At 36.3% G+C, this 432-nt stretch carries 1 protein-coding gene; it reads left to right on the top strand.

Annotated features, from left to right (window positions below):
• A partial coding sequence (locus tag Z054_RS31720; protein WP_035091681.1) for an Ig-like domain-containing protein occupies positions 1-432 on the top strand: 432 nt, incomplete at both ends.

The raw sequence follows: 432 nt of genomic DNA, 5'->3' as shown, positions 1-432 counted from the left end.
GTTTGGCAAAATGTTTCTGCAGGAAATTATGTACTAACTGCCAAAGCTACAGATAATCAAGGAGCATCGACCACATCTTCTGTAATAAACATTACGGTTAATGGGACTAATAACTCTCCTCCAACGGTTGCAATTACTTCTCCAAATAATAATGATTCTTTTAATGAAGGAACTTCAGTTTCTATCACAGCAAATGCTTCTGATAGTGACGGAACTATTTCTAAAGTTGAATTTTATAATGGAACTACAAAATTAGGAGAGGATACAAACAGTCCTTATACCTATACAATTTCTAACGCGTCTATAGGAAATTATACGTTGACCGCTAAGGCTACTGATAATGGTGGAGCTACTTCAACTTCTTCTGTTGTATCAATTTCGGTTACTACTCCAGGAGGAAATGGTAATTGCGAAGGATTACCACAATATGCC

It is taken from the genome of Aquimarina macrocephali JAMB N27 (genome assembly GCF_000520995.1).
Taxonomy (GTDB): Bacteria; Bacteroidota; Bacteroidia; order Flavobacteriales; family Flavobacteriaceae; genus Aquimarina; species Aquimarina macrocephali.
The sequence above is the reverse complement of the archived record's forward strand: the minus strand, read 5'-3'. Positions and strand labels throughout refer to the sequence as shown.